Source organism: Alloyangia pacifica, assembly GCF_900116195.1.
GTDB classification, from domain to species: domain Bacteria; phylum Pseudomonadota; class Alphaproteobacteria; order Rhodobacterales; family Rhodobacteraceae; genus Salipiger; species Salipiger pacificus.
On sequence record NZ_FOZW01000012.1, the window covers coordinates 154,770 to 177,091 of the forward strand.

The following is a 22,322-nucleotide window of genomic DNA, read 5'->3' on the forward strand; positions in this document are numbered from 1 at the left end:
ACATTTAGTCAAAAAATATGAAGAATGAGGCCCTTGTCGGGCTAAACTCAGTTGAATGCTTAGGAGATCAGATTCGTGACGGCTGAGTTGCCGGTTTTTTGGGCAGCGAAATCGGGGCGTGGAGCGTTTTTCTGCGCGGGGGGCTTTCCCTCCGCCTGCGAAACAGAGAACGTGAGCCTCAGAGCAAAGGGATTATCATGAGCGCCACGAAGCCAGCGATTTTCAATGAGATGTTGAACGGCGAGCAGGTTCGCCCGCCCTATCAAAACCTCGAGAAATGGTACCGGTCGATGCCGGCGGAACTGCGAAGCCTCAAGCAGAGTGAGGCGGAGGCGCTGTTCCGAAGGGTCGGCATCACCTTCGCGGTCTACGGCGAGGGCGGCGATCCGGAGCGGCTCATTCCCTTCGACATGTTCCCGCGGGTGATGACCGCCGAGGAGTGGCGCAAGCTCGATCGCGGCGTGCGGCAGCGGGCGGCGGCGCTGAACGCCTTCCTCGCCGATGTCTACGACCGCCGGGAGATCATCCGTGCCGGCAAGATCCCCGAGCATCTGGTCACCAACAACGAGGCCTTCGAAAAGGCCGCCATCGGCTTCCGCCCGCCGCGCGGTGTGTTCAGCCATATCGTCGGGGTCGACCTGGTGCGCACCGGACCCGACCAGTTCTACGTGCTGGAAGACAACTGCCGCACGCCCTCGGGTGTCAGCTACATGCTGCAGAACCGCGAGATTATGATGCGCATGTTCCCGCAGCTCTTCATGGAAAGCCGCATCCGCCCCGTCGATGGCTACGCCGGCCTGCTGAAGAAGACCCTCGCGTCTGTGGCGCCGCAGAAATGCCAGGGCGAGCCGAACATCGTCATCCTCACGCCGGGCCATTTCAACTCGGCCTACTACGAACACAGCTTCCTTGCCGACCTGATGGGCGTGGAGCTGGTCGAGGGGCAGGACCTCTTCGTCGAGGGTGATTTCGTCTGGATGAAGACCACCGAGGGTCCCAAGAAGGTCGACGTGATCTACCGACGGATCGACGACGCCTTCATCGACCCGCTGTGCTTCCGGCCGGATTCGATGCTGGGCGTGCCTGGCCTGATGAGCGTCTACCGCTCGGGCGGGGTGACCATCTGCTCGGCTCCCGGCGCGGGCGTCGCCGACGACAAGGCGATCTACACCTTCGTGCCCGAGATGATCCGCTTCTACCTCGGCGAGGAGCCGATCCTCGAGAACGTGCCCACCTGGCAATGCGCGAAACAGGACGACTGCAAGTACGTGCTGGAGAACCTCTCGGAGCTCGTGGTCAAGGAAGTGCACGGCTCGGGCGGCTACGGCATGCTCGTGGGGCCCAAGTCCGACAAGTCGACCATCGAGTCTTTTGCCGCGAAGATCCGCAAGAACCCCGACAACTACATCGCCCAGCCGACGCTGGCGCTCTCGGCCTGTCCCACATTTGTCGAGGAGGGGATCGCGCCACGCCACGTCGATTTGCGACCCTATTGCCTCGTGGGGGAAACCATCGAGTTGGTGCCGGGCGGGCTAACCCGCGTGGCGCTGACCGAGGGGTCGCTCGTGGTGAACTCGTCGCAGGGCGGCGGGGTCAAGGACACCTGGGTATTGGCGGAGTGACGACATGCTGAGCCGGACTGCAGAACACCTTTACTGGATGGCGCGCTACATCGAGCGCACCGAAACCACCGCCCGCCTGCTCGAGGTCGGCGCCCGCAACGCGCTGCTGCCCAATGCCACAGGCGGCTACCGCAACGACTGGGAGGCCGTGCTCCAGGCAAAGGGCACGCTCGAACCCTTCATCGAGAAATACAAGGACACCAACCAGCGCAATATCGAGACCTGGCTGTTCTTCGACTCGGACAACCCGTCGTCGGTCTATTCGTGCCTGTCGGCGGCGCGGGAGAACGCGCGCGTGGTGCGCACGGCGCTGACCGCCCCGGCCTGGGACGCGATCAACACCTCGTTCCAGGAGCTTCAGCAGCTCCACCGCACCGAGCGCAGCAAGCTGATGGTGACCGATTTGTGCGAATGGACGCTGCGCTCCTGCCAGCTGATCCGCGGTGCCATCATGTCGACCCAGCTGCGCAACGACGGATACGACTTCATGGGCATCGGAACCACCGTGGAGCGCGCCGACAACACCGCGCGGCTGATCGACGTGAAATACTACGTGCTGCTGCCCTCGGTGAACTATGTCGGCTCGGGGCTCGACCAGAGCCAATGGGCCCTTCTGCTGCAGTCGATGACCGCGCAGAGGGCCTTCAACTGGAGCTACCAGGGCGAGATCACCGCCGCCAAGATCGCGCATCTGCTGATCCTCAACCGCCGCTTCCCGCGCTCGCTGCGCGCCTGCGCGCAATGGTATTGCGAACATCTCGACAATCTCGCCGAGAGCTACCAGACTGCAACGGCGGCGCAGGAGGTGGCGCACAAGTTGCTCGACGATCTGCGTGCGGCGACCGTCGAGGACATTTTCGAGGAGGGGCTGCACGAATTCCTCGCGCGATTCATGTCGCGCAACGCCGAGGTCGCGACCACGGTGCAAGAGGTCTACCTGAGCGGACTGCCGGCATGAGACTTTCGATCCGACATATCACCCGCTACCGGTTCGACGAGCCGGTGCGCGGCATCGTGCAATCCCAGAAGCTCTGGCCGGCCGAATGCGCCAACCAGCGCATCCTGTCGTGGGAGGTAACCTCGCACGGCGGCCAGACCGGGGCGGAATTCGTCGACGGTGCCGGCGACATGATCCGCCTCGCCACCTGGCGAGGCCCGCTGACCGAACTGACCGTCGAGGTGGCGGGCGAGGTCGAGACCTCGGACCTCTACGGCGTGTTGCGCGACCACCGCGAGCGCGTCCCGGCCTCGGCCTATCTGCGGCCGACCCGGCAGGTCGAGGCCGATGCCGAGCTGAAGGCGCTCTCGGCGGTGGCGCTCAAGGGCATGGAGGAGGCCAGCGCGCTCGACCGCGCCCATGCGCTCAGCCGTGCCGTCTCGGAGGCGATCGCCTACAAGCCCGGCGAGACCAAGCCGCACACCACCGCCGCGGAGGCGCTCTCGGGCGGGGTCGGCGTGTGCCAGGACCACGCCCATGCGCTGATCTCCATCGCCCATGTGGCCGAGATGCCGGCGCGCTATGTCACCGGCTACCTGCAGGCCAGCGAAGATGGCTCGCCGCATGAGGCCAGCCACGCCTGGGCCGAGATCTGGGTGCCCGAGCTTGGCTGGGTGGGCTTCGACGCGGCGAACAAATGCTGCCCCGACGAGCGCTACGTTCGGCTCGGATCGGGCTATGACGCGCTCGACGCCGCACCGATCCGCGGGCTGGTGCAGGGCGCGACGCCGGAAGAACACCTCGAGGTCGAGGTCATGGTGAACGCCGTCCAATCCGGGCAACAACAGCAGCAGTGAACGGATCGGGCGGAGGAGGGGCCGCCCGGAAATGAGCCGCCGCTCACCAAGCCGTAACCCTATCCCTTCGAGCAGGATTGCCGGGGCGGTGGCGCGGCGGTATATCGGTGCGTTGCCTATCGGAAGGACTCGGGGACAGATGACCTATTGCGTGGGATTGCTGCTGGATGCGGGCGTTGTTCTGCTGTCCGACACGCGCACCAATGCCGGGCTCGACAATATTGCGACCTATCGCAAGATGTTCCTTTTCGAACAACCGGGTGACCGCGCCATCGGCATCATGACCGCGGGCTCGCTGTCGATCACCCAGACGGTGATCGCGCGGCTGACCGAGGCCAACGAGGATGCCGACTCGCCCCGCTCGATCCTGCGCGCGCCGGGCATGCTGCAGGTCGCCGAGATCGTCGGCGCCACTCTGTCCGATGTCACCTCCGAGGTGTCGGGCAAGATGGAGCGGATGAATCAGAGCGCCACCGCCTCGATGATCGTCGCGGGCCAGCGCAAGGGCGGGCCGATGCGCATGTTCCTCGTCTACCCCGAGGGCAATTTCATCGAGGCCACCCCCGACACGCCCTTCCTGCAGATCGGTGAGCACAAGTACGGCAAGCCGATCCTCGACCGGGTGATCGCGGCCGAGACCACGCTGGCGGATGCCGAGAAGGCGGTTCTCCTGTCGATGGATTCGACCCTGCGTTCGAATCTCAGCGTCGGCATGCCGCTCGATTTTGCGGTGATCGAGCGTGACGCGCTGGCAGTCACCCGGCGGCGGCGCATCGAGCCGACGGATGAGGCCTTCCAGAAGATGAGCCACGACTGGTCCGAGGCGCTGCGCAACGCCTTTGCCGAGATCGACCCGATCTGAAATCCGGCGCAGCTGACGCCTGAGAACACAGGCGCGCCGGGCGCTCCGTCTGTCCCCAAGATCTGCCCCAAGACACGCAGTAGGCATGGCGCCTGTCGGCGCAAGGTGCGCTTTCGCTTTGCCCGTTGTCTTCTGGAGTTTCCTGCATCCCGGGGCCTCATTCGTCGGGCTGTGAAAGGCGATGGGTCTTCGAAGATGGCATGCCCGCCTGCTTGGCCCCGCAACCGGCGCCCTCAGAACAGCGTGATCTCGGACGTCGGCGGTTTCGGAGGCTTTATGGGCGCCACGGCCTCGATCTCTCCGGGCACGATGAACTGCCGCACCCGTCCATCCGCAGGCCAGAAGCGGATGCGTCGCGCCGAGGTGCCGCCGGTGCTTTCCGAGGCGAGCGGGATCGCCTCGTTCTGTAGGAATTCCTTGGCAAAGGTGACATTTGAGCCGCCGATGTCGCGCAGCTGGCTGAGCATATTGGCCCCGCCGAAAAGCTTGGCAACCAGCCGGTTCTTGCGCGCGCCGCTTTTCAGCAGCCCGTTGATCAGCAGCTCCATCGAATAGGCGCCATAGCGCACGTTCTCACCCTCCTTGCCGGCGCGTTGCGGCAGCAGGAAGTGGTTCATCCCGCCGACCCCGGCCTCGACATCGGTCAGGCAGACCGCCACGCAGGAGCCGAGCACGGTGGACAGTACCTCAACGCGAGACACGGAGATCCGGTATTCGCCCTGGATCACGTTCACCAGCTTTTCTGCGCCATCGGTCATCTTGCGGGGATCCTTCCATTTGCCGCCGGGGCAGGCGCCGGCGCTGGAGACGCGCAGGCGTTCAGGAGGGCGGGGCCGATCTGTGGGAGCGGCAGGCTGGTTTGCACCGCACCGAGATCGCGGGCGGCCCGGGGCATGCCGTAGACAATGCAGGTGTCCTCGTCCTGGGCGAAGGTCGTGGCTCCGGCGTCACGCAGCGCCTTGAGTCCCTGCGCGCCGTCGCGCCCCATGCCGGTCAGCAGGGCCGCGACCGCGCGGGGCGCGCCGGGCAGGGCCGAGGTGAAAAGCGCGTCGACGGACGGCATGTGGCCCGAGATCGGCTCGCCGCTTCGAAGCGCGATCTTCATTGGCGCGCCCCCCGCCAGGTGCAGATGCGCGCGGTTCCCGGCGGCCACGACGATCTGGCCATCCGCCACCCGCTCGCCGTCACGGGCGGGGCGGACTTGCGCCGCGCATTGCCGATCGAGCAGCCGCGTCAGGCTCTCTCCAAAGCCGCCGCCCGTATGCTGGACGATAAAGGTGGGCGGGCAATTGGCCGGGAAGGACGAGAGCACGGTGAGCAGCGCATCGACGCCGCCTGTCGAGGCACCGAGCAGGATGAAACGATTGCTGCGGTTGTCTGCCGGGCCGCTTGGCCCCCGCGCTGGCGGCTCCGGTTGCAGGCCCCGCCGTCGTGCGGTTCGGGTCAACGAGCGCAGGGTGGCGACCAGGTCCTCGGGCGGGATCTCCGGATCGATGGCGAAGAGGTCCGAGCGCTTGTCCCAGGGACTCGCGGGCAGGCCGGCCCCCGTGATGCTGCGGGTCTTGATCACCAGCCAGCGCACGTCCAGCGCGGCGAAGAGCGCACGCATGACCTCGAACTCAGGCAGCATGGCGAGCCTCTCGGCGATCAGCACCGCCATCGGCTCCAGCTCTTCGACCGCGGTGTAGGTGGTCATGAGATCATGGGTCTCGGCGGTCAACTCGATGAAGGCGGAGCCCCGCAGCCCCGCGGCCAGCTGCCGTCGCAGGCTAAGATCCGGATGGGCCAGGATCAGGGATATCTTCGACATCGGTCTTTTCCTTCGAGGCCTGTGGCGCCGAATGCCGGGCCAGCTACGGGTTTCCATTCAGCCTGGGCTCCGGTCTCGGGTCCGCGCCAGAACTCTTGATCCGCCCAGGCCGCCCCGGGTCGGCCAACTCGCGCAGAGCGCCAAGGCCGCCGCGTCCGTTTTCCGGGACAGGACGTCGGTCCGGATCGTTGCGCCGGCCGCTCGGGGCCGGTGCGTGCCCTGCGATGCGACCGAGCCGCGCCGCTGAAGTTCCGCGCTTTCGCGCGGGCGTAGTCACGACAAGCCGAGTCACGCTCTGCCCCCGCCATCGGACGCTTTTGGCTCGCCCATGTCGAACCGCGACGGCCCTCTCTGGGATCGCAAGGGATCGCGGCTGCGATGCCCGGGCGAGAGACGTTGCATACCCCACCAACGCTCCGCGACCGCCCCCGGTCAGAACAGTTCTGGTGCATTTGGCTCGAGCGGGTCGCCCCGTGCCCCGCCAAGCCGATGGCGAAGGTCGCGCAAGGGGATTACCGCCAGCGCATCGCGCAGATCCAGGGCAGCTTCGCCGTCCAGGAGCCGAGCCAGCCGCTCGACGTAGCCAGCAAGCGCATCGGTCGATTGCGCCAGCATGTCGAGTTCCTGGAAGGCGGAGATCGCCACCGAGCCGAGACGCGAATCCGCGTTGCCGGAATAGATGTGCTCCATGCCATGTTCGAGTCGCTCCAACCTCTCTTGCAGGTGCCGTATCTCGCGGGACAGCAGCCAGGTCGCTTCATTGGCGGTGATCGGGACAGTCATGGGCTCAGAGCTTTCCGACGACGCTTTCGATGCATTGTTTCATTGCGAGAGAAGTGAAGGGCTTCTTGATCATGTTATTGAGACCCAGCTGCTTGGCCTGTGTCACCATGTCCGGCGTCGGTTTGCCGGTCACCAGGATGAAGCCGATCTTCTGGGTGGCGCGGTTCTGGCGCACCGCTTTCAGCAGCGCCAGGCCGTCCATGTTCGGCATGTTGAAATCCGATAGAACCAGGTGCACCGGGCTGCTTGCCATCCGGGTCAATGCCTTGCTGCCGTCATTCTCGGTCAGGTAGTTCTTGATCCCGATCTCGTCGAGCGCCTGGGTGATCAGCCCGCGGCTCGTGGCCATGTCATCGACCACCATGATGCGCAGCGAATCCTTCAAACTCATCTTTTTCTCCTAGGTCGGCCGGGACGGACCGGGGGTGGCGCGTTTGCGATAGGTGGTCACGCCTGCCGTGGTGAAATCTGCCAGGGCGGGGCCGGACAGGCGTTCGGAATGCCCGATGAAGAGAAACCCGCCGGCGCGCAGCTTCGCGCTGAAACGGTCCCAAAGCCGCTGCTGCGTCTCCTGGTCGAAGTAGATCGCGACATTGCGGCAGAAGATTGCGTCGAAGGGGCCGTTGAACGGCCAGTCGCAGATCAGGTTGAGCTCGGCGAAACTGATCATGGCACTCAGCTCGGGGTTGGTCTCGACCATCTCTGCCTCGCCGGGGACGGGGCGCAGCCAGCGAGCGCGAAATTCGGCGGGGACCGTTTCGCAATCCTCCGCCGGGTAGCGCCCGAGCCTTGCCTTGCGCAGAATCGCCGGGTCGATGTCCGTCGCGAGGATGCGCGTGTCGCGCGTGCCGGGCGGCAGCGCGTCGAGCAGGGTCATGGCAATCGAAAATGCCTCCTGCCCGGAGGAGCAGCCAGCGGACCAGATGCGCACGCGCTTTTGTCCCGAAAGCTCTGGAACCAGCGCGCTACGCAGCGTTTCGAAATGGTGCTTTTCACGAAAGAAACTGGTGACATTGGTGGTGAGAGCCGAGACGAGTTCGAGCCGCTCCGCCGCTTCGCCGTCCCTGTCGAGAAGCGCCATGTAATCGCGAAACGAGGCGAGGCCCCGTGCCCGCAGCCGCCTGGCAAGACGGGAATACACCAGAGGCTTTTTGCTGACCGCAAGGCTGAGGCCGAATTCGCTCCGCGCCAGACGGGCCAAGGCCTCGAAGTCCGCGTCGGTGAAGGCAAACTCCCCGGGCAGGGCGTCGGCAGCGGCCAGGGTCATGCGGCTACTCCCCCCTCCTGGTCGAGCACGGCATCGAGGTTGACGACGCGCACCATGGATTCACCGACGGAGATCACGCCTACTATGGCCTGTCGCGCAGCATCGGACTTCATGTCCGGGGTTTCCTGGATCGAGGATTTGGCGACCGAGAGGATCTCGGAAACGGATTCCACCAGCAGACCGATGGTCGTGCCGCCGGCGGCGGCGACGATCACCACGTTGCGTTCGTTGTCCGGCGTCTCGCCCAGGCCGAAGCGGGCGGACAAATCGAAAATCGGGATCACAGCGCCGCGCAGGTTCATAACGCCGAGCACGTCATCCGGCGTGTGGGGCAGCTTGGTGACCGGTGTCCAGCGCCGGATCTCGCGGATCTGCATGATCTCGAGGCAGAAACTCTGGTTGCCAGCCGAGAATGTGATGAACTCGAACTGCGCCTCGGTGGGGCCCTCGTTGGCGTCAAGCATGGTGAAGCTCCAGTTTCGGGGGGGTTATCGCGGGGAAATAGGGCGCAGCGGGTTGCAGCTTGACCACTTCCTCGGGATCGAGGATCAGCGCGATCTTGCCGTCGCCGAGGATGGTCGCGGCCGAGACGCCGGGAATGGCGACATAGTTGCTTTCGAGGCTCTTGATCACCACCTGACGCTGGTCGTGGATCGCCTCGACCCGCAGGGCGGTCAGCCCCTGGCTTTCGGTGCTGACCAGCAGCAGCACGCCCTCGCCGGCTTCCTTTCGCCCTGGGGCGAGGCCGAGGTTGAAGGCGACATCCACCACCGGCACGTAGGCGCCGCGAACGAGGATCACCATGCCCTTGGTCCCCACCGCGTGCAGGTCACGCTGGCCGGGGCGGATGGTCTCGATGATCGAGGCGATGGGGATCACCATGGTCTGGTCGGCCACCGAGATGACGAAGCCGTCCATCACCGCGAGGGTCAGCGGCAGCACGATGGTGAAGGTGGTGCCGGACCCGGGGGTCGAGGTGATCGAGACCCTCCCACCGAGCGCCGCGACGGCGTTCTTTACCACGTCCATGCCGACCCCGCGCCCCGAGAGGTTCGACACCTCGCTGGCCGTCGAGAAGCCGGGCAGGAACAGCAGGTTGTCGATTTCGGATTCCGAAAGTTCCGCCTCGGGCAGGACGAGACCCTTCTCGATTGCCTTCTCGAGGATGCGCGCGCGATTGAGCCCGGCGCCGTCGTCGGCGATCTCGATGAAGACGCTGCCCGAGCGGTGCGACGCCGATAGGCGGATGGTGCCGATCGCCTCCTTTCCGGCCGCGGCGCGGGCGTCGGACTTTTCCAGGCCGTGGTCGACCGCGTTGCGCACCATGTGGGTCAGCGGGTCGGCCAGCCGCTCGATGACCGTCTTGTCGACCTCTGTGGAGTCGCCGACGGTGACCAGCCGCGCCTTTTTTCCTGTCGCTTCCGCGGCCTCGCGGACGATGCGCGACATGCGCTGGAAGAGCGGCTTGACCGGCTGGGCCCGGATCGCCATGACCCCTTCCTGGATGTCGCGGGCGAGAAGCTTGTAGGCCTCCAACTCGTTGGTGAGATGGGCCACCGCGGGCAACTCCAGCTCTTCGATGCGCTGCGAGATCATCGCCTGGTTGATGATCAGCTCGCCTACCGTGTTGATCAGGCGGTCAACCCGTTCGAGATCAACGCGCAGCGTCGGCCGCGGGCCGCGCGCCTCGCCGCCGCGGGCGTCGCTGCGGGCCTCGGCGGCCTCCGCCGCGGCGGAGGGGCTCCCCGTTTCGCGCGGGGCTAGAGGCGCAAGCCCCGGCAGGTCCGGCGGGTCATCCGAGAGCGCTGGTGGCGCGGCGCCATCCTCTTCGCGGATGTCCAGCTCGCAGAGGGACTCCACGAATTCGAAGATCTCGTGCAGCACCGTTTCAGGCTCGGAGGTCTCGAGCTGGAGTGTCCAGGACATTACCGCGCCATTTGGATCGAAGGCGTCGAATTCCGGAAGCTCCGAAAGGTCCGCGACCGCCCGCAACTCACCGAGTTCGGCGAGTGCATCGAAGAGCAGCAGCGGCTCGTGGCCGTTGGCGTAGAGCGCGGCGCTGGGTTTGAAATGGATGCGGAAGCGCCGGAGCGCGGCGTCTTCTTCGGAGCTGTCTTCGGGCGCGTCGACCTCGGCCGGGGCGGCGTCGAAGTCCAGCGTGACCGCGTCGAAGCTGAAGCTGTCGTCCTTGTCTGCCTCGCCGAGGTAGCTGTCGAGCTCCTTGAGGATCGCGGCCTCGGACTCGGCGTTAGGCTCGCGCTCGTCCCGCGCCGCCTCCACGAGGTCGGCAAGCTGGTCCCCCGACCGGTGGAAGAGGTGCATCAGCTCCTCGGTGACCTTGAGGTCCTGGCTGCGGACCTTGTCCATCACGGTCTCGAAGGTGTGGGCGAAGCTGACCAGACGGTCGAGCGCGAAGGCGCCGGCGCCGCCCTTGATCGAATGCACGGCCCGGAACACGGCGTTGACGACGTTCATGTCATCGGGGTCCTGCTCCATCGAGGACAATCCCTCGACCAGTGCCTCGAGCAATTCTTCGCACTCTTCGAAAAACGTATCGCGGATCGAATTTCTCGACATGTCTACACCATGTGTCCAGTGAGGCGGCGCAGCACCGAGACCAGCGATGCGTCGTCGAAAGGTTTCACGATCCAGCCGGTGGCCCCGGCCGAGCGGGCGCGGGCCTTGAGATCGGCGCCGCTTTCGGTGGTCAGCACGATGATCGGCACGGTGGTCCGGTTGGGGCCGTTGCGCAGGGTCTCGATGACGCCGAAGCCGTCCATGTTTGGCATGTTGATGTCGGTGATCACCACGTCGGGCTCGACCTCCGAGAACTGCTCGACGCCTTCGACGCCGTCGCAGGCCGAATGAAACTCGAACCCGGCCCCTTCGAGCGAGATGCGCAGCAGGTTGCGGATCGTGCGGGAATCGTCGATCGCCAGAACCTTCGTCGTCATTGCAGCGCCTCCTTGCCGTTTTCGGGGCCGCTTGCGGGGCCGGGCTCGGCGTTTTCGCGGTCGAACTGGGTGGCAGGCAGGCCGAGCCGTTCCAACCCTGCGCGGAAGGACTCGGTGATGTCGGACAGGGTGAAGGGCAGTTCCTCGGCCTGCCATTGTCGTTGCGCCACGAGCAGGATCTGCAGCCGGTGCGCATCGAGCCGCAGCACGTCCCGGGCCGAGATCGCCACCGGCATGTGGCGCGCGCCGAGCAGGAAGGGCACGAGGGGGTCTTCGCCGTTTCGGTTGCGCCCCGGATCGAGCACATGGCTGTGAATCTCAGTCATCGCGAATTCAATCCTTTGCCACAGGAAAGCGGAGGCAACCTGCCGCCAGCTTGCTGCCGGTCACCGTGGAGTCGTCTAGAGCCTTCGGCCCCGAGCGGGGACGGGCGGCTGCAGAGGACGCCTGTCGCCCCCGCAGGTTGCCGGTGCCTTCGGCGCGGTGCCGGGTCGGGACCGAGAACTACAGAGGGGGTCTTAACAAAGCGTTCTGGGTCACGGGATTTCTGTATCCGACCCGGCAGGCGTCTCGGAGCTGGATGGCGCGCTTGCATCCCCCCGGTTCAGCGCGCACAAATCGCCAAAAGCGATCTGTGAGGGAGTGGCGGAAGATGCGCAACGGTGGGCAATTGGTCGTCGAAAGCCTGATGGCGCTGGGGGCGACGCGGGCGTTCGGCGTGCCGGGAGAAAGCTATCTGGCGGTGCTCGACGCGCTGCATGACACCGGCGGCAAGCTCGATTTCGTGCTCTGCCGGCAGGAGGGCGGCGCGGCTTTCATGGCGGCGGCGCATGGCAAGCTGACCGGCAGTCCGGGGATCTGCATGGTGACGCGCGGTCCGGGCGCGACCAATGCGGCGATCGGCGTGCATACCGCGATGCAGGACAGTGTGCCGATGATCCTGCTGGTCGGGCAGGTGGCCACCGACATGAAGGAGCGCGAGGCCTTCCAGGAAGTCGACTACCGCGCGGTCTTCGGCACCATGGCCAAATGGGCGACAGAGATCGAGCACGTGGAGCGTATCCCCGAGATCCTCTCGCGCGCCTGGATCACCGCCACCACCGGCCGGCCCGGCCCGGTGGTCGTGGCGCTGCCCGAGGATGTGCTCATGGCACAGACCGGAGTGCCGCCGCTCACCGGCCCGGCGAAGGTCTACGAGGCCGAGCCCGCCGCCGATGCGGTGTCCGAGGCCGTGGCGCTGCTGCAGCATGCCGAGCGTCCGCTGATCGTGGTTGGCGGCGCCGAATGGACCGGCCCGGCGCGCGCGGCGCTGCAGGGCTTTGCCGAGGCGTCCGACATCCCGATCATCACCTCGTTCCGCTACCAGGATCAGGTCGACAGTGCCTGCGCCTGTTTCTGTGGCGATGCCGGGGTGGGTATGACCGAGGGGGTCAAGGGTCTGCTGCGCGACGCCGATGTGGTGCTGGCACTGGGCACGCGCTTCGGCGAGAACATGACCGACGGCTACACGCTGCTCGAGGTGCCGCAGCCGAAACAGAAAATCATCCATGTGCATGCCTCGGACCGCGAGATCGGCAAGGTCTACCAGCCCACTCTGGGCGTGCATGCCGATCCGGGCCGCTTCGTGCAGGCGCTGCCGGTGCAGGTCACCGGCAACTGGAAGGCCTGGCGGTCCGAGGCGCGGGCCGCCTACCTCGGGTTCATCGACAAGGCCCCTGCGCAGCCCGGCCCGGTCGACATGGTGGCGGTCTGCAAGCACATGCGCGAAGTGCTGGGCACCGACGTGGTGCTGACCAATGGCGCGGGAAACTTCACTGTCTGGCCAACGCGCTTCTTCCGCTTCCGGCCCGGAATGCGCCTTCTGGCGCCGCAGTCGGGGGCGATGGGCTACGGCGTGCCCGCCGCCATCGCTGCCAAGCTGGCGCGGCCCAAGTCGACGGTGATCTGCTTCGCCGGCGACGGCGATTTCCAGATGAACGGGCAGGAGCTGTCCTCCGCGCGGCAGGCCGGGGCGGCGGTGATCGTGCTGGTGCTCAACAACGGCACCTATGGCACCATCCGCGCCCACCAGGAGCGCGAGTTCCCCGAGCGGGTCAGCGGCACCTCCATCTTGAACCCCGATTTCGCCGCGCTGGGTCGGGCCTACGGGATGCACGGCGAGCATGTGGCGCGGACAGAGGATTTCGCCGCGGCCTTCGCGCGCGCGCTTGCCGCGCCGCACGGCGCGGTTCTGGAGCTCGACATCGCCGCAGAGGCGCTGACACCCTATCGCACCCTTTCGCAGATCCGTGCCGGAGGCCTGGCCGCGAAGCGATGAACAAGCGCCCCCAGGCACGTCGCGCCGGGGGGATCTCAGGAAGTGGAGTGCGGATGCCAAATGCGCTCAGCGGGATTCACCTCATGGTGATAGGCGCTTAGGTGCCGACTCTCACGTCACGTGTTGCTGATATGTTCCGCCCGGGATAGGACGGGAGGAAACACCGTACCGAGGCGGCAGCACATGAGAAAAGAGTACGAAACGATCCTGGGCGCGGTGACCTTTCTGGCCCTGCTTTGCACCGGCTACGCCTATTATGCGCTGGACGCCTCGGTGGCCACGACACAGGCGCTCCCGCTGATCGTCATGGGCTATTTCACCGTGCTGGTGATCGTCTTCAAGGCGCTCGGTCTCTCGCTCACCCGCTCGAAGCGTCAGGAGCTGACACGTCACATCGAGGCGCATGCCCCGGCGCTATCGCGCAACCTGCGACTCGCAATCAAGAAGAACGACTACAATTGCGTCGTGGCGGATGAGCGGCAGGAGACGGTAATTGAATTCCTCGACAGCATCGATCTGTCCTTCGATTACCATCGCATCGAACCGGCGGTCATCGACTATGTGCTGGCCGAGATGGAGCGGGTCGAGAGCGCGGCCCGCGACGGTGGCTTCGACGCCGAGGCCTACCCCAGCGATCCCACCGAGTTCGAGCATTGGTGCGCCGCGCAGCTTCGCCGCTTCGGCTGGGATGCGGATGTCACCAAGCGCGGCTACGACCAGGGCATCGACATCGTCGCCCGCAAGGGTGCGCTGGTGATCGGCCTGCAGGTAAAGCGCTACAATTCGCCGGTCGGCAACAAGGCCATCCAGGAGGCTTTTACCGGCAAGAACTATTACGGTCTGGCCGGGGCGGGGGTGCTGGCGACCGCTGGCTTCACGCCGAGCGCCCGGCGGCTGGCGGCGACGACGGGCGTGCTGCTGCTCAGCCCGCACGACCTGCCGAGCCTCGACCGCGAATTCGGCGTCGAGGGTTTTACCGAAGCCTGGGCCATGTGAGGCCATGTGAGGCGATGTGAGGGGCCGCAGACCGGCTCTCGCCGCGTCTCGCCCCGAGGACGGCCACGGCGATTGACATGCGCGCAAAGGGCCGCAAGCTGAGCGAGGGTTCCGGCGCTTTCGGCACGATATGCGCGATCCGCGGGACCCACGGCACCGACGCAAGGGAGGGATGACATGATCGCACCGCGGCTGTCGTTGGGGGTGTTCGCCCTTGCTGCCCTTACCGGATGCACGTCAGCGCCCGGCACAGCTACCCTCGTTGCACAGGGCAGGCCGATCGAGGTGATCTACCCCATGAAGTCGGGCGCGACGCCGGGGCTGATGGAGCGCGATCTTGTCGCTTGCGAGATGGAGGCGGCCCAGAGCGTGCCGCAGCGGATCGCGCCGATGCTGCCCCCGGCCCTCCCGGGGCAGTCGCTGAACCCCTGCACCGAGATGGGCTATTCGGTGAGCTGCAGGGCGCCTGGCGGGCAGATTTTCGGCAGCGAGCGTTATTCGGCCTATTCCTACGATGCGACCGCGAGTGTCATGGCCGAGGTCGAAGCGCGCTGCATCCTGCGCTCCGGCTACCGGCTGGCGACGCTCCCAAGGTGCCCCGAGGGCGTGCAGACCAGACCGGTGGCGTCCCGGATGTATCCTCTCTCGGAGCGCACCTGCTATCTTCCCGACGCCGTGGCAATTTATGCGGTGACCGAGACCCTGCGCTGACCACCGGCGTCGCCCTCCAGACCGGTTCAGCGGAATTTGCGCATCGCTGGGGCGTGGGAAACCCTCTCCGCCGCAATGCCTGCCGTCCGGGGGGGCACGCGAGCGCGGGCTCCGACCCGGGGTCCGTCCGTCGGTCGGGGGACTCGCCGAGGGTGCGCTGCTCGCCCCGGGCGGCGTGGCGCCCGGGGAATTGTCCGGCAGGTCCGCTGCGTCAGGCGACCGCAGCACCCACCGTCAGGTTGGTGACCGCCCGCGCGAGGCTTTCCCGGTCCAGCCCGAAGTGCCGGTAGAGATCGCCGATGGTGCCGGTCTGGCCGAAATGCTCCACGCCGTGCGGGATCACCCGGTGTCCGGCCACCGCGCCAAGCCACGAGAGCGTTGCCGGGTGGCCGTCGATGGCAGTGACCAGTGTGCAATGGCGGGGCAGCTCGCCGAGCAGCGTCTCGACGTGCGAGCGCGCCGCGGGATTGCCGCGCGCCCGGTCGCGCTGCGCCGCGGTCCAGCCGGCGTTGAGCCGGTCCGCCGAGGTCACCGCCAGCACGCCAACGTCGCGGCGATGCTCGCCGATCATCCCCGCCGCGGCGATGGCCTCGTCGGCCACCGCGCCCTGGTAGGCGATGACCACCGAGCAGTTCGGCCCCGGCTTGCGCAGCCAGTAGGCACCGTCGATGGCGCCCTGCACGAAGGCATCATCATGCCGCTTGCCCGGCTGCTCGAGCGGCTTGGTGGTCAGCCGCAGGTAGACCGAGCCGCCGGTCTCGTCGCGCAGCCATGTCCGCTCGTCGGGATCGCCGCCACCATCCTTTTGCCCGTCGCGCTGCATGTAGTCGAAGGCCCATTCCATGATCACCGCCAGTTCGTCGGCAAAGGCGGGCTCGAAGGCCGCCAGCCCGTCCTGGCTCATGCCGATGAGCGGCGTGCCGATCGACTGGTGCGCGCCGCCCTCGGGGGCCAGCGTGACGCCCGAGGGCGTGCCGACGATCATGAAGCGCGCGTCCTGGTAGCAGGCGTAGTTCAGCGCATCGAGGCCGCGTGCCACGAAGGGATCGTAGACCGTGCCGATGGGGATCACCCGCTTGCCGAAGAGGCTGTGCGACAGTCCCGCCGCGCCGAGCAGCAGGAAGAGGTTCATCTCGGCGATGCCGAGTTCCAGGTGCTGCCCCTCGGGGGCGAAGTTCCACTTGGCGGTCGAGGGGATGCGGTGCTCGATGAAGGCGTCGCTCTGCGCTTCGCGGGCAAAGAGCTTGCGCCGGTTCACCCACGGGCCGAGCCCGGTGGTGCCCGTGACGTCGGGCGAGGTGGTCATGATCCGCGCCGCCAGATCGCTGTCCCCGCGCGCCAGCTCGTCGAGGATCTTGCCAAAGGCCATCTGCGTCGAGATCTCGCGGCTCGTATCCACCGCCACGGCGGGAACAGACAGTCGGACATCGGAATAGCGCCGCGCGCCCTTGGCAAAGAACGGCACGCGGGCGAGGAACTGCTGGAGCGCCTCGGCGTCCTTCACCGTGGCGAAGGGCTCCCATTCGTCACCCTCGGCGACACCCATATGCGCCTGCCATTCGGCCATCTGCGCCTTGGTCATCAGCCCGCCGTGGTTGTCCTTGTGCCCGGCGATCGGCGTGCCCCAGCCCTTGATCGTATAGGCGAGGAAGCAGACGGGGCGGTCATGATCCACCGCGGCAAAGGCCTCGGCCATGGTCGCCACGCAGTTGCCGCCGAGGTTCTCCATCAGTGCCGCCAGCTCGGCATCGCTGCGCCGCTCGATCAGCGCGGTGACCTCGCCCTGATCGCCCAGGTCCTCCATCAGTCGCTCGCGCCAGACCGCGCCGCCGCGATAGGTCAGCGCCGAGTATTCCGCGTTGGGGCAGGCGTCGATCCAGTCGCGCAGCCGCGCGCCGCCGGGCTCGTTGAACGCCGCGCGTTGCAGCGCGCCGTATTTCACCCGCACCACGTCCCAGCCGAAAGCCTCGAAGATTTTCTCGACCCGCTCGAACAGACCCTCGCGCACGATGCCATCGAGCGACTGGCGGTTGTAGTCGATCACCCACCAGCAGTTGCGCAGGTCGTTCTTCCAGCCCTCCTGCAGCACCTCGTAGATATTGCCCTCGTCAAGCTCGGCATCGCCGACCAGCGCGACCATGCGGCCCGCGTCGACCTCGGCCCCCCAGTCCTTGGCGCGAATGAAGTCCTGCACCATCGAGGCCAGCGCGGTGATGCCGACGCCGAGCCCGACCGAGCCGGTGGAGAAGTCGACGTCATCGATGTCTTTTGTGCGGCTCGGGTAGCTCTGCACGCCGCCGTAGCCGCGGAAGTTTTCCATCTTCTCGCGCGTCTGGTTGCCCATCAGGTACTGCATCGCGTGGAAGATCGGTGAGGCGTGCGGCTTCACCGCCACCCGGTCCTCGGGGCGCAGCGCCGAGAAGTAGAGCGCCGTCATGATCGACACCATCGAGGCGGAGGAGGCCTGATGCCCGCCGATCTTGATGCCATCCTCCTTGGGGCGGAGATGATTGGCGTTGTGGATCATCCAGTGCGACAGCCAAAGCAGTCGCTGCTCGATCACCCTGAGGTGCTGCGCGTCGTTGGTCATGAAATGCCTCCCTTTGCGCGCGAGGATACACGAGCCGGGGAAGCGGAAGCCGCTTTTCGCGTTGCCAGGAGTGCGGAACTGTAGTGGAAATGGGCGTCAAACCAGAAACCGGCGGCGGAAATCTGCGCAGATGAGCGAAGACCTCGATGAGATTGATCGAAAGCTCCTGCGGGAGCTCCAGAAAAATGCGCGGGCGAGTCACCAGGAGCTGAGCGAGCGGGTGGGGCTCTCGGCCTCGCCCTGCGCGCGGCGAATCCGCAGGCTGGAAGCCGAGGGCTACATCACCGGGTACAGCGCCCGCATCGACGAGGAAAAGCTCGGCTTCGGCTTCAGCGTGTTCATTTCTGTGCGGCTCGACCGGCAGATCGACGACCGGCTCGGGGCCTTCGAGACCGAGGTCAGGCGCTTTCCGGAGATCGTCGACTGCTGGCTGATGACCGGCAGCTTCGACTACCTGCTGCGCATCTCGGTGCGGGACCTTGCCGAATACGAGCGGTTTCTGACCGGCCGCCTGACCAAGCTGCCCGGGGTCGCCTCGCTGGAATCCTCGATCCCGATCCGCCGGGTCAAGTATCAGCCGGCGCGACTCGACTGAGTCATGCCGCCGCGGCCATGGCCGTCGACTGGGGTCAGGTGGGCGGCCACATGCGACTGAAGACGCCGTCCCGCTTGACCAGACCGTGGAGCGCCGCCGCGCCCACGTGCGCGGCGATCACGAAGATCAGGACCGACTTCAGCAAGTCGTGGAGCCCGCTTGCGGATTTTGCAAGCGCCTCGTCCTTGCCGAACATGCCGCCGAACAGCGGGTCCCAGACCTCCATCGGAAAGCCGCCGGCCTGCACCCGTAGGGTGCCCGAAATCACCAAGGCCACCAGCAACAGGTAGAGCAGCCAGTGCACCGTGCGCGCGATCATGGCCTGCAGTGCGGGCAGACTTTCCGGAAGCGGCGGTGGCGGCGAGATCAGCCGCACCGCGAGCCGCAGCACGACTAGCAGCAGGATGATCGGGCCGATGTTCTTGTGATAGAGAAACAGCCCGTCCTGCAGCGCCCGCGGCAGCCCCTCCTGCACCATCACGAGACCGGCGGGGATCGTGGTGAACACCAGCAGGACCGTGAGCCAGTGCAGCAGCCGTGCCGCCCGGCAATAGCGCGTCGGATTGTATGGCGAGGATGCGCTGACCATGCGCGGATCTCCCTGAGGTGCCCTCACAGGCTAGTGAGTGCTTTCCTCAACGTAAAGAGCAACGCTTGACAGCCGAGGGCAGGGCGGCACTTCTTTTCTTATGAGCCTGCCGTCCGATCCTTTGCCGCATGCCGTGGCCCTGACCCGCGCAAGGACACCCCTTGCGTCTCTGGTGATGCTGTCGGTCGGCCTGTCTTTGGCGCTTTTCGCGCTGTCGTCGTGGCTGGCCGGCTCCGCGGTGTTGCTGCCGGTGCTGGGCTTCGGGATGGGCGCGACCGTATCGTGCCTGTTCCTGATCCGTCACTGGCCGGCGCGGCGGCTCGGCTATGCCAATGCGCTCACCCTCGGTCGGCTGGCCCTGGCCGCGTTGATGCTTGTGCCGCTGGCCGAGCCGGGGTTGACCGAAGGCAGCAGCGGGTGGGTCTTTTTCTGTCTCGCGCTGGTAACGCTGTCGCTCGATGGCGTGGACGGCCCGCTGGCCCGGCGAAGCGGGCTGGCTGGCCCTTGGGGGGCGCGCTTCGACATGGAGGTGGACAGCGCCTTTGCCTTCGTTCTGGCGGCGGTGGCCTGGCGCAGCGAGGCGGCGGGCGGCTGGGTCCTGATGCTGGGCGGGCTGCGCTACCTGTTCGTCATGGCGGGCTGGTTGCTGCCCTGGCTCGATGCGCCGCTGCCGCAGCGCTTCCGCCGCAAGCTTGTCTGCGTCGTGCAGATCGCGGTTCTGGCCGGGCTCCTGGCGCCGATCGCGGTGCCGCCTTGGTCCGAGTTCGCGGCGCTGCTCGCACTGGCGGCGCTGGCGTGGTCCTTCGCGCTCGACGTTGTCTGGCTAGCGAGGCGCCGATGAGCGGGGTGGCGCGCCGCTGGCTGGCGCTGCTGCTTTCGGCGGTGCTTGTCTATCTGCTGCTCATCCTGCCGAACCACCCGGGCGCGATGCGCTGGCGGGCACTGGCCGTGGTGCCGCTGGAATTGCCGGTGCTGCTGCTCGGCATGCTGGCGCTGGGAGCGCGTGCCCGCCCCCTGGCATTCGCGGCGACAGCGGCGCTCACGTTGATGACCGTGCTGAAACTGGCGGACTTTTCGGCCTATGCCGCGTTCGGACGCAGTTTCGATCCGCTGGCCGACATGCACCTTCTACCCGCGGCCTCGCATCTGCTGCGCGGAAGCGCCGGTCTGGCGGGCACTCTGGCGGTCGGTGCCGCGCTGGTGCTGCTGCTGGGTGGCGCGATGGTCCTGCTCTACCGTGCATTGCGGTGTTGGGCGCGCAGCGGCAGCCGCCTGCCGCGCGGCGCGCGCGTGCTGGCGGGAGGTACCGCGCTGGTCTTCGCGGGGCTTTGCGCCGCCGAGATCCGCACCGCGCTCGACGGTTGGCAAGGCTGGCGCCCCCCGGGCAGTGCCTTCACCGCGCGGCTCGGGGCCGAGCACATCAGGGACTTCGCGCGCTCGCGGGTGGCGCTGGCCGACTTCGAGCGCGCCGCCGCAGCTGATCCCTGGGGATCTCGCGATGGTCTGCTGTCGGAGCTGGATGGCCGTGAGGTCGTGATCGTCTTCGTCGAGAGCTACGGTCGTGCCGGTTTCGACAATCCGCTCTACGCGCCGCAACATCTCGCGACGCTGGCCGAGGGCGAGGCGGCGCTTTCCGAGGCCGGGCTGGCGGCGCGCTCGGGCTGGCTGACCTCGCCGGTTCAGGGCGGGCAAAGCTGGCTGGCGCATGCGACGCTGGCGGCCGGGGTCGAGGTCAGCGACCAGCGCCGCTATCGCGCGCTTCTGGCAAGCAAGCGGCAGACGCTGTTCACCCTCGCCGCGGGCGCTGGCTACCGGACCATGGCGGTTGCCCCGGCGATCGTCATGGCCTGGCCCGAGGGGCCGGCCATTGGCTTTCAGGAGATACGTGCCGCCGCGGATCTCGGATACGCCGGGCTGCCGTTCAACTGGGTGACCATGCCGGACCAGTACACGCTCGCCGCCTTCGACCGGGAGGTGCTGGCGCGGCAGATGCAGGACGGGGCGGGGCCGGACGGGGAGGGGCCGGACGGGGCGCCGCTCATGGCCGAGATCGCGCTGATCTCCAGCCACGCCCCCTGGACGCCGGTGCCGCGGATGGTGCCCTGGGACGCGGTCGGGGACGGCAGCATCTTCGATGCCGAGGCTACCTCTGGCCCGAGCCCGAAGGAGGTCTGGGCCGATCCCGATCGCATCCGGGATCACTATGGCCGTTCGCTCGACTACGCGCTGCGCACGGTTCTCTCCTGGGCGGCGCTGCCACGCGGGGAGCCGCCGTTGATCATCATCCTGGGTGACCATCAACCCGCCGAGTTCGTCGCGCAGGCCGGGGGCAGGGACGTGCCGGTGCACCTCATCGGTCCGCCGCAGGTGCTGAGGCTCTTCGACGGCTGGGACTGGACCGAGGGGCTCCGGCCCGCCGGCGCGCTGCGCGCCTGGCCGATGCGCGATTTCCGCGACCGGTTCCTGGCCGCGACAAGCTCTGCGAACACCGATCTGCGGGCGGACGGGTCATGAGGGCGCTGCGCCTGATCCTGCCGCTGGCGCTGATCGGGATCTGCCTCGCGCTTGCAGGTGGGCGGGAGACGCTTCTGCGCCTCTCGGCGCTGTCGCCGGGCTGGGTTGTCATCACACTGGCCCTGCTCAACGGGGTCACCCTGCTCTCGGCGCTGCGCTGGCGACGAACCGCTGAGGCCTTGGATCTCAAGATGCCACGTGGCGAGGCGGTGCGGGAATATTACATGGCGCAATTCGTCAATCAGACGCTGCCCGGAGGCGTTCTCGGTGATGCGGCGCGGGCCGTGCGCAGCCGGCAGGGAGGCCCGATGAGCCGTGCCGCACAGGCGGTGGTGCTGGAGCGCGCGGCGGGGCAGGCGGGTATGGCGGCGATTTGCCTTTTGGGACTGGCTGCAGGCTTCGCCGAAGGCGGTACGGCGGCCCCGGGCCGCTCTTTGGGCATCTGGCTGGCCGGCGCTGCACTGGTGGCTCTGCTGGTCGCGCTTGTCTTGCGCGCCGGCCACGGCGGGCGTGCGGATGGCTGGCGCGCGGCGGCCCGCAAGGCGCTGTGGGAGCAGCTGCCAGCTCAGGCCGCGCTGTCCCTGCTGATCGCGGCGCTGACCGTTGCGGCCTTCGTCACCGCCGCCCGTGCCAGCGGCAGCGCGCTCACCTCTGGCATGGCCGCCCTCATCGTGCCGCTGATCCTGACCGCGATGTTGCTGCCAGCCTCGGTCGCCGGCTGGGGCTGGCGCGAGGGTGCGGCGGCGGCGCTGTTCCCGCTCGCGGGGCTGGGTCCCGAGGCCGGGCTGGCGGCCAGCATCGCCTTCGGCATCGCCGGGCTGATCTCTGCCCTGCCGGGGGCATTCTTCCTGCGGCGGACGGCGCCAGGGGCCGCCCGCGCCGCCACGCGCATTGCCTCACACCGCGAATAGCCTAGTC

The 22,322-nt window shown here is 67.1% G+C and carries 22 protein-coding genes; 11 read left to right on the forward strand and 11 right to left on the reverse strand.

What is annotated here, in order from left to right:
• Window positions 1-197: 197 nt before the first annotated feature.
• From BM397_RS22280 to BM397_RS22295, 4 genes are all read left to right on the forward strand, one after another.
• The gene (locus BM397_RS22280) at window positions 198-1,622 is read left to right on the forward strand and encodes a circularly permuted type 2 ATP-grasp protein (RefSeq protein ID WP_092428656.1); all 1,425 of its coding nucleotides are present in this window, start codon (window positions 198-200) and stop codon (window positions 1,620-1,622) included.
• 4 nt (window positions 1,623-1,626) lie between these two features.
• Window positions 1,627-2,580: an alpha-E domain-containing protein gene (locus BM397_RS22285; protein WP_092428657.1), complete on the forward strand. Its 954-nt coding sequence runs from the start codon at window positions 1,627-1,629 to the stop codon at window positions 2,578-2,580.
• Window positions 2,577-3,416: a transglutaminase family protein gene (locus BM397_RS22290; RefSeq protein ID WP_092428658.1), complete on the forward strand. Its 840-nt coding sequence runs from the start codon at window positions 2,577-2,579 to the stop codon at window positions 3,414-3,416. Before BM397_RS22285 ends, BM397_RS22290 begins: the two co-directional genes overlap by 4 nt.
• A 139-nt stretch (window positions 3,417-3,555) precedes the next feature.
• Window positions 3,556-4,278, forward strand: a complete 723-nt coding sequence (locus tag BM397_RS22295) for a proteasome-type protease (RefSeq protein ID WP_092428660.1) — start codon at window positions 3,556-3,558, stop codon at window positions 4,276-4,278.
• Window positions 4,279-4,511: 233 nt separating this feature from the next.
• Here BM397_RS22295 and BM397_RS22300 read toward each other — a convergent pair whose 3' ends face one another.
• From BM397_RS22300 to BM397_RS22340, 9 genes are all read right to left on the reverse strand, one after another.
• Window positions 4,512-5,036: a chemotaxis protein CheD gene (locus tag BM397_RS22300; protein WP_092428662.1), complete on the reverse strand. Its 525-nt coding sequence runs from the start codon at window positions 5,034-5,036 to the stop codon at window positions 4,512-4,514.
• Entirely contained in the window at window positions 5,033-6,088 is a 1,056-nt protein-coding gene (locus tag BM397_RS22305; RefSeq protein WP_092428664.1) for a CheB methylesterase domain-containing protein, read from the reverse strand. The genes BM397_RS22300 and BM397_RS22305 overlap by 4 nt, the downstream gene beginning before the upstream one ends.
• Before the next feature lie 432 nt (window positions 6,089-6,520).
• Entirely contained in the window at window positions 6,521-6,871 is a 351-nt protein-coding gene (locus BM397_RS22310) for a DUF8776 family protein (protein WP_092428666.1), read from the reverse strand.
• A gap of 4 nt (window positions 6,872-6,875) precedes the next feature.
• A complete protein-coding gene (locus tag BM397_RS22315; RefSeq protein ID WP_092428668.1) occupies window positions 6,876-7,262 on the reverse strand; it encodes a response regulator in 387 nt (128 codons plus the stop codon).
• 9 nt (window positions 7,263-7,271) lie between these two features.
• The gene (locus BM397_RS22320; protein WP_092428670.1) at window positions 7,272-8,138 is read right to left on the reverse strand and encodes a CheR family methyltransferase; all 867 of its coding nucleotides are present in this window, start codon (window positions 8,136-8,138) and stop codon (window positions 7,272-7,274) included.
• Window positions 8,135-8,602, reverse strand: a complete 468-nt coding sequence (locus BM397_RS22325) for a chemotaxis protein CheW (RefSeq protein WP_092428672.1) — start codon at window positions 8,600-8,602, stop codon at window positions 8,135-8,137. The genes BM397_RS22320 and BM397_RS22325 overlap by 4 nt, the downstream gene beginning before the upstream one ends.
• On the reverse strand, window positions 8,595-10,715 hold the full coding sequence (locus BM397_RS22330; RefSeq protein ID WP_092428674.1) for a chemotaxis protein CheA: 2,121 nt from the start codon (window positions 10,713-10,715) through the stop codon (window positions 8,595-8,597). The genes BM397_RS22325 and BM397_RS22330 overlap by 8 nt, the downstream gene beginning before the upstream one ends.
• A gap of 2 nt (window positions 10,716-10,717) precedes the next feature.
• Window positions 10,718-11,092 carry a response regulator gene (locus BM397_RS22335; protein ID WP_092428676.1) on the reverse strand — a complete coding sequence of 125 codons (375 nt, stop codon included), beginning with the start codon at window positions 11,090-11,092 and terminating at the stop codon, window positions 10,718-10,720.
• Window positions 11,089-11,418, reverse strand: coding sequence for a hypothetical protein (locus tag BM397_RS22340; protein WP_092428678.1), 330 nt, complete (start codon window positions 11,416-11,418; stop codon window positions 11,089-11,091). Before BM397_RS22340 ends, BM397_RS22335 begins: the two co-directional genes overlap by 4 nt.
• A 326-nt stretch (window positions 11,419-11,744) precedes the next feature.
• Here BM397_RS22340 and BM397_RS22345 point away from each other — a divergent pair, with 326 nt between their 5' ends.
• The 3 genes from BM397_RS22345 (at window position 11,745) to BM397_RS22355 (ending at window position 15,116) form a co-directional block, all read left to right on the forward strand.
• Window positions 11,745-13,409: a thiamine pyrophosphate-dependent enzyme gene (locus BM397_RS22345; protein ID WP_092428680.1), complete on the forward strand. Its 1,665-nt coding sequence runs from the start codon at window positions 11,745-11,747 to the stop codon at window positions 13,407-13,409.
• A gap of 183 nt (window positions 13,410-13,592) precedes the next feature.
• Complete coding sequence (locus BM397_RS22350; RefSeq protein ID WP_092428682.1) at window positions 13,593-14,405, forward strand: restriction endonuclease; 813 nt, start codon at window positions 13,593-13,595, stop codon at window positions 14,403-14,405.
• 177 nt (window positions 14,406-14,582) lie between these two features.
• Window positions 14,583-15,116, forward strand: a complete 534-nt coding sequence (locus BM397_RS22355; protein WP_092428684.1) for a hypothetical protein — start codon at window positions 14,583-14,585, stop codon at window positions 15,114-15,116.
• Window positions 15,117-15,327: 211 nt separating this feature from the next.
• Here the strand turns inward: BM397_RS22355 and BM397_RS22360 are convergent, their stop codons facing one another.
• On the reverse strand, window positions 15,328-17,706 hold the full coding sequence (locus BM397_RS22360) for a thiamine pyrophosphate-binding protein (RefSeq protein ID WP_092428686.1): 2,379 nt from the start codon (window positions 17,704-17,706) through the stop codon (window positions 15,328-15,330).
• Between the two features lie 130 nt (window positions 17,707-17,836).
• On the opposite strand from BM397_RS22360, the gene BM397_RS22365 reads away from it, so the two are divergent.
• A complete protein-coding gene (locus tag BM397_RS22365; RefSeq protein WP_092428688.1) occupies window positions 17,837-18,301 on the forward strand; it encodes an Lrp/AsnC family transcriptional regulator in 465 nt (154 codons plus the stop codon).
• A 34-nt stretch (window positions 18,302-18,335) separates the two neighbouring features.
• Here BM397_RS22365 and BM397_RS22370 read toward each other — a convergent pair whose 3' ends face one another.
• A complete protein-coding gene (locus BM397_RS22370; protein WP_092428690.1) occupies window positions 18,336-18,890 on the reverse strand; it encodes a cytochrome b in 555 nt (184 codons plus the stop codon).
• A gap of 100 nt (window positions 18,891-18,990) precedes the next feature.
• On the opposite strand from BM397_RS22370, the gene BM397_RS22375 reads away from it, so the two are divergent.
• The 3 genes from BM397_RS22375 to BM397_RS22385 are packed head-to-tail and all read left to right on the forward strand — an operon-like array spanning window position 18,991 to window position 22,315.
• A complete protein-coding gene (locus tag BM397_RS22375) occupies window positions 18,991-19,731 on the forward strand; it encodes a CDP-alcohol phosphatidyltransferase family protein (protein ID WP_245696178.1) in 741 nt (246 codons plus the stop codon).
• Window positions 19,728-21,404 (forward strand): alkaline phosphatase family protein, encoded by a 1,677-nt coding sequence (locus BM397_RS22380; protein ID WP_176806790.1) that lies wholly within the window; start codon window positions 19,728-19,730, stop codon window positions 21,402-21,404. The genes BM397_RS22375 and BM397_RS22380 overlap by 4 nt, the downstream gene beginning before the upstream one ends.
• A complete protein-coding gene (locus BM397_RS22385) occupies window positions 21,401-22,315 on the forward strand; it encodes a lysylphosphatidylglycerol synthase transmembrane domain-containing protein (protein WP_092428694.1) in 915 nt (304 codons plus the stop codon). The genes BM397_RS22380 and BM397_RS22385 overlap by 4 nt, the downstream gene beginning before the upstream one ends.
• Window positions 22,316-22,322: the final 7 nt, after the last annotated feature.